At 68.4% G+C, this 5357-nt stretch carries 7 protein-coding genes and 2 pseudogenes; 8 read left to right on the top strand and 1 reads right to left on the bottom strand.

The window, feature by feature from the left end:
* Positions 1-166 (bottom strand): annotated as a pseudogene (locus VIM19_09190) (FAD-binding oxidoreductase).
* A gap of 345 nt (positions 167-511) precedes the next feature.
* Between VIM19_09190 and VIM19_09185 the strand changes: the two are divergent.
* The 8 genes and pseudogenes from VIM19_09185 (at position 512) to VIM19_09150 (ending at position 5131) form a co-directional block, all read left to right on the top strand.
* Positions 512-982 (top strand): Asp23/Gls24 family envelope stress response protein, encoded by a 471-nt coding sequence (locus VIM19_09185; protein HEY5185053.1) that lies wholly within the window; start codon positions 512-514, stop codon positions 980-982.
* 215 nt (positions 983-1197) lie between these two features.
* On the top strand, positions 1198-1323 hold the full coding sequence (locus VIM19_09180) for a hypothetical protein (protein HEY5185052.1): 126 nt from the start codon (positions 1198-1200) through the stop codon (positions 1321-1323).
* Between the two features lie 349 nt (positions 1324-1672).
* Positions 1673-1855 carry a DUF2273 domain-containing protein gene (locus VIM19_09175; GenBank protein ID HEY5185051.1) on the top strand — a complete coding sequence of 61 codons (183 nt, stop codon included), beginning with the start codon at positions 1673-1675 and terminating at the stop codon, positions 1853-1855.
* 80 nt (positions 1856-1935) lie between these two features.
* Positions 1936-2301 (top strand): Asp23/Gls24 family envelope stress response protein, encoded by a 366-nt coding sequence (locus tag VIM19_09170; GenBank protein HEY5185050.1) that lies wholly within the window; start codon positions 1936-1938, stop codon positions 2299-2301.
* Between the two features lie 15 nt (positions 2302-2316).
* Positions 2317-2847: a DUF6286 domain-containing protein gene (locus tag VIM19_09165; protein HEY5185049.1), complete on the top strand. Its 531-nt coding sequence runs from the start codon at positions 2317-2319 to the stop codon at positions 2845-2847.
* A complete protein-coding gene (gene amaP / locus VIM19_09160) occupies positions 2847-3422 on the top strand; it encodes an alkaline shock response membrane anchor protein AmaP (protein HEY5185048.1) in 576 nt (191 codons plus the stop codon). Before VIM19_09165 ends, amaP begins: the two co-directional genes overlap by 1 nt.
* Positions 3423-4145: 723 nt before the next feature.
* Positions 4146-4784: pseudogene (locus VIM19_09155) on the top strand (alpha/beta fold hydrolase).
* The gene (locus tag VIM19_09150) at positions 4757-5131 is read left to right on the top strand and encodes an alpha/beta hydrolase (protein HEY5185047.1); all 375 of its coding nucleotides are present in this window, start codon (positions 4757-4759) and stop codon (positions 5129-5131) included. The pseudogene VIM19_09155 and the gene VIM19_09150 overlap by 28 nt, the downstream one beginning before the upstream one ends.
* Positions 5132-5357: the final 226 nt, after the last annotated feature.

Genomic DNA, 5357 nt, shown 5'->3' with positions numbered 1-5357 from the left:
AGCGCTCCTCCTCGGCGCCGCGGGTGACCGGTGCGAGCACCGTGTAGTAGGGCGCCGGCCCGTCGGGGTAGACGTGGCTGAACCGGCAGCTCACTCGACAGGGCTCACCGAGTGCGGCACGGGTGGCGCCGACCACGGAGGCGTGGAAGCTGGGGAACTGGTCCCAGGCAGCCCACGGACCACGTCCAGGTTAGGTCACAGGCCCCGTCCGGTCGGAGTCGGGTGAGCGACCAGGCCAGGCCGACAGATCAATAGAAAGGCAGCCCCGAAGGACGTCAGCCGGAAGAGTCGAGTCAGGCAGGACTTCCGAAGATCATGAGCACACGCCAGGCGGGTAGCAGGGACGACCTGAACCGCGGGCTGATGTGCGACTGCTCACGGGTTCGCCACTCATGGGGGCAGCACGACCGTGAATCAGACAGGTGCCACCTGGCATGTCTGCAAGTAGTGTCAGCGATGGGGGACGACTCGAATCCCAGAACCTGCGTCTAGGAGCAAGGGAGCGTGTGCGATGACGGAACCAAGCACGGCAATGGCGAGCAGCAGTCCGCCTGCGCCTGGTGGAAAGGTCAGCCCGGCACCGCGGACCACACTGCACGATGACGCGGGGAAGATCAGCGTCGCGCAGAGCGTGGTGCAAAAGATCGCCGGGGTGGCATGCCGTGAGATCAGCGGCGTGCATGCGATGGGTACCAGCGGGTCCCGCGCGTTCGGCGCGGTCCGGGAGCGGATCCCGGGAAGTTCCGGACCGAACATCGCCCAGGGTGTTGGCGTTGAGGTTGGTGAGACGCAGGCCGCGATCGACTTGGACATCGTGGTCGAGTACGGCGTGGGCATCGGCGACTTGGGTAGGAGTATCCAGCGCAACGTCAAACAGGCGGTGGAACGGATGACCGGCCTGGAGGTCGTCGAGGTCAACGTCAACATCGACGACGTGTACCTCCCCCAAGATGAGCAGGAAGCCCAGTCCCGCGTGTCATGACGACCCCGGCGCCCTCGCGGGCGGTGGTGGACGGCGTCGATGTTGACGCCGTGGCGGCGGCCGTTCGAGGCTGCCGCTCCGTGGATGATCTTGACGCTGGGCTGTTAGGCAGCGCCGCGACGTATCTGCCCGGGCGGAGGATCCAAGGGATCAGTGTCGGGGAGGAGCGGGTAGCGATCCAGGTTCGGGGTCGCTGGGGCGCCTCGGTTCACGAGATGTCCACCGAAATCCGTGCTGCGCTGGCCCCGCTGGTGGCTGGGCGGAAGATCGACGTCACGATCAGCGACATTGCTGACCCACCGGGCCTGAGTCCAGGTGACTTCAACCCTGGAGGAGCCTAGGAGCCGTGCCGGGAGCCGGCCAGGCGTGGAGAGGGAGGCGACCGGAGGGGGTTGGGGCGAATGGACGAGCGACAAGAACGCGAACGGGCCGCGCGGCGGCAGTTCATCCGAACCCATCATCCGGATGTCGGAGGAGACTCTGCTCATTTCGTTGCGGGTCTGCAACGGTGGAAGGACACGCAAGATCTCGAAGCGCCCGCACGGGTGGTGGCTGTTTCGACCAGGGCGTGGCCGAGACGCTTGGTTGGGGGCGTCCGCCGCGCGATGCGTGAGCGCAATCGACGGCTACGGGTGCGCTGAAGTCAAAGAGCCGGGTCGCTGGAGCAACTCTGGAAGAAGGTGAGACCGCATGAACCGCACAACGATCGGCACGATGACCGGGCTGATCCTTGGCCTGGCGCTGGCCTTCGGGAGTTTCGGTCAGATGCTCATTGTGGCCCTGTTTGGCCTGATCGGTTTCGTTGTGGCGAAGGTCCTCGACGGTGACCTCGATCTCAGTCGCTACCTCTCCGGTGGGCGTAGCGGTCGATGACCACCCCCAGCGGCTTGCCCCCAGAGTCCACTGCTGGCGCGCCGGGCGCGGTTGACTCGGTCGGACCGACTGACCTCGGGATGATCACCATCCAGGACACGGTGGCGGCGAAGATTGCCGCGCGCGCCGCTGTCGAGATCGCGGACGCCGGCGCCGCTGCCCCTCGGGTCCTGGGGCGAACGATGCCCGGGACCAAGATGCTCGGCGTCCGGGAAACCAGCCTGACCGATCTGCCGAAGACCACAGCGCGGCTGCAGCACGGGGTGGCGTTCATCGGGGTGACCCTCAGCGTGCGATGGCCAGCGTCGATCCCAGCCGTGACGTCCGCCGTGCGTCAACATGTTCGCGATCGGGTGGGCGACCTGACCGGTCTGCCGGTGGCCGAGGTCACCATCAAGGTCAGCGACCTCGTCACTCAACTCGCCGCGCCACCGCGCGTGCACTGAAGCGAAGGACTGGCCGTGAAGCAAGTCAACCGCGTGCTTGGTGCCTTGCTCAGCCTGGGCCTCCTGCTCGGCGGGCTGCTGGTGGTTGTAGAGGTGATCGCCTTCCGGGTCAGCGGAACGCCAGCGATCGTGGACTGGCGCGCCGGATATGACTGGGCCGGGCGGCACGCCTGGCAGGACGGCACCGTTCGAACGAGCTGCGCTCTCCTCATCCTTGTCGGCCTGCTCCTACTCGCGCTGGAGCTCAAGCCCCAGCGCCCCAGCCGGCTGCGGGTGGCCTCGGACCTCACCGACGCCGCGTACACCCGACGCGGGGTGGCCGCATTCGTTCGCACCGCAGTCGGTGAGGTGGAGGGCATCGAGCGCCCCCAGGTGAAGGTCCGCCGGCGCGCCGTGCGGGTCTCGGCGCGGACCTCCGGACTCAAGATCCACCCCGCTGAAGCCCTGCGTGACCAGGCCCTACAGAGAGCGCAGTCCCGGCTCAACGAGCTCGAGCTGACCCCTGCCCCTGACCTCGAGGTGCGCGTCAAGCCCGGGAGAGGCTGATGCACGCCGACCGGACCAACCGCATCATGCTCACGCTGTTCGCGCTGGTCCTCCTTGCGGTCGGGACCATCGGTGCGCTGGCGGGCTTCGGCGCGTTCGGCCAGGACACAGCGAAGGCAACGCTGCTATCCGACCGAGTCAGGGCCTACTTCGGCGAACACGGGGGCTGGCTGTGGGTGGTCATCGCCGCGGCGGCGGCGCTCATCGCACTGCTCGCACTGTGGTGGCTCATCGCGCTGCTGTTCACCACCGACCGGATCGGGGACATCACCCTGGCCGGGGACCGCTCCGCGGGGCGTACCACCATCGCCAGTGGCGCCCTGACACACGCCGTCACGGAGGAAATCGAGACCTACCCGGGCATACGAGAGGCTCGCACCCGGCTGATCGGTCATGCCGCCAGCCCACGACTGGTGATCATCGCGACCCTCGAGCAGGGCGCAGACCTGGCTTCCCTTCGCCGCCGGATCGAGACCCAGGCTGCCAGCCACGCCCGCCAAGCCCTAGACAACCCAGCACTGCCAGTCCAGCTCGACCTCACCGTCAGTGACCGGCAGCACCGCCGCGTCTCCTGATCCGCCAGCGGTTGGGCCCTGTTGCCCTTGCTGTATCGGGTTGCCCCGCACCACCACCCGCCGCGACGTCGACGCCGACAACCATCTCGGAGCGCCGCCAGGAACCGAAGCCGAACAGCTTCACCAAAGCCAGCGCCTGGCTCATCTTGACCCGCATCTTCGTGGACCCCGCGGCCGTAGCCTCGACCAGCTACAACCGGGCACCATCGCCGAGGGCGAGGAACTTTGCCTCGGCCGCGTTCTTGGGCTTCGGGGTCCTCTCGAGCGCACCGGCCGGCGGTCGATCAGCTGCGGTCGCGCAGCGGTTCGGTCGAGCCGGCCAGCAGCATCCCTCTTCTCCGCGTAGTGCTTCACGGTGTGGTGCGAGCAGCCAGCCAACTCGCCGGCATCGCGAAACGACCGGGTCAGGTCGTAGGCATCCAGAATGTTCGTGATCTCCTCGGCAGACTTCACGGTGTCCCTTCCTCGGGTGACGGGTGCTTCAGCACCCCCAAGCGCACCCGAGGAAGGGGCCTCAACCGCGAAACGCGGCCAGGCAGACGACGTCGTGTCGGGCAGATCCCATGACCATCAGCGGGCACATTTCATGACCGCCAACGGGCAGCTTCGTGCCCGTCTCCGGGCAGTCTCTCGTGGCCGCCGACAGAGCACCCTCACCTCGGCAGGTGCCTACTGGATGTACAGCGATGGCAGACTCGAGAGGTCCGAGGACTGTCCGGGTGAATGAGGCCCCGGTCCGGCGGTAGGAGCAAATGGGAGCCGGTGACCCGCAGGCGTGTGCTGCTCGCGGTGGGTGCCGTCGGTGCCCTGGGGGCCGGGCTGGGGGTGGTCAACCGAGGCGCCGAGCACCGAATTGGTCGCCCTCCGCGCCGTCCAGCTGCCGCTGGAGGTGTGCCCGCAGAAGCGATTGACGTCGCGATCACGGCAAACCACGGTGCGATGCTGCGCGGCTGGCTGCGCGAGGCGCCGACCGGGCGACCGGGCGAGGCCCGGCCTCCCGGGGCGGCGGCGCTGGTGGTGCACGGCTGGGGTGGCAGTGCCACCGACATGCTGCCGGTGTCCGAGCCGCTGCTGGACGCCGGGTTGCACGTGCTGTTGCTGGACACTTTCGGCCACAGCCGCAGCGACGACACCGACGTCACCTCGATGCCTGCGTTCGCCGAGGACGTCCGCGCGGCGCTGGCCTGGCTGCGCACCCAGCCACAGGTCGACCCGGCCCGCGTCGTGCTCGTCGGGCACTCGGTGGGCGCCGGCGCCTGCCTGTTCGTCGCGACCGACGACCCAGCGATTGCCGCTGTGGTGTCGCTGGCCTCGATGGCGGACCGAAGGAGTTCATGGGCCGCAGGCTCCGCCGCCGGCTGCCCGGCCCGCTGGCTGCCCTGGTCCTGCGCTACGTCGAACACACCGTCGGGCACCGGTTCACCGAGTTCGCCCCGATCTACACGGTCGGACGCGTGCACGCGCCGGTTCTGCTGGTTCACGGGCAGCGGGACACCACCGTTCCGCTGTCGGATGCCTACCGACTGCACGCCCAGGCCCCGGAGAACAGCACCCTGGTCGTGCTGCCCGGGGCCGAACACAACAGCGTCGAGGCCCTCGACGGCGCGAAACCAGCCGTGCTGGCCTTTATCAGCACCGCCGGGGTCACCGGGTCTCCCGACCGAGTCGGTGGAGCGAGGTTCCCCGGCAGCGGCGGCGCCGGCCGGTGACCGCCACGACGACACCTCGGCGGCCTGGCTCTGCTGCCTCTTCGGGAGTCTGCGGATATCCAACCACCTCGCTCGCCGCCGGCTAGCTACTTCGACCTGGAAAGCGCTGGCGATGCGTGAGCCTGCCGGGACTGCTCGCCGTTTCCTGCGCTGGTTGTGGGCAGGCTCCGGTCCGGGCTTTTGTGAGGCGGCCAGGGCGCTGATCTTGACCGGGTTGTGGGTCAGG

The organism is Actinomycetes bacterium, assembly GCA_036510875.1.
Classification (GTDB): domain Bacteria; phylum Actinomycetota; class Actinomycetes; order Prado026; family Prado026; genus DATCDE01.
Note: the sequence above shows the minus strand (reverse complement) of the source record. Positions and strands in the feature narration are given on the sequence as shown.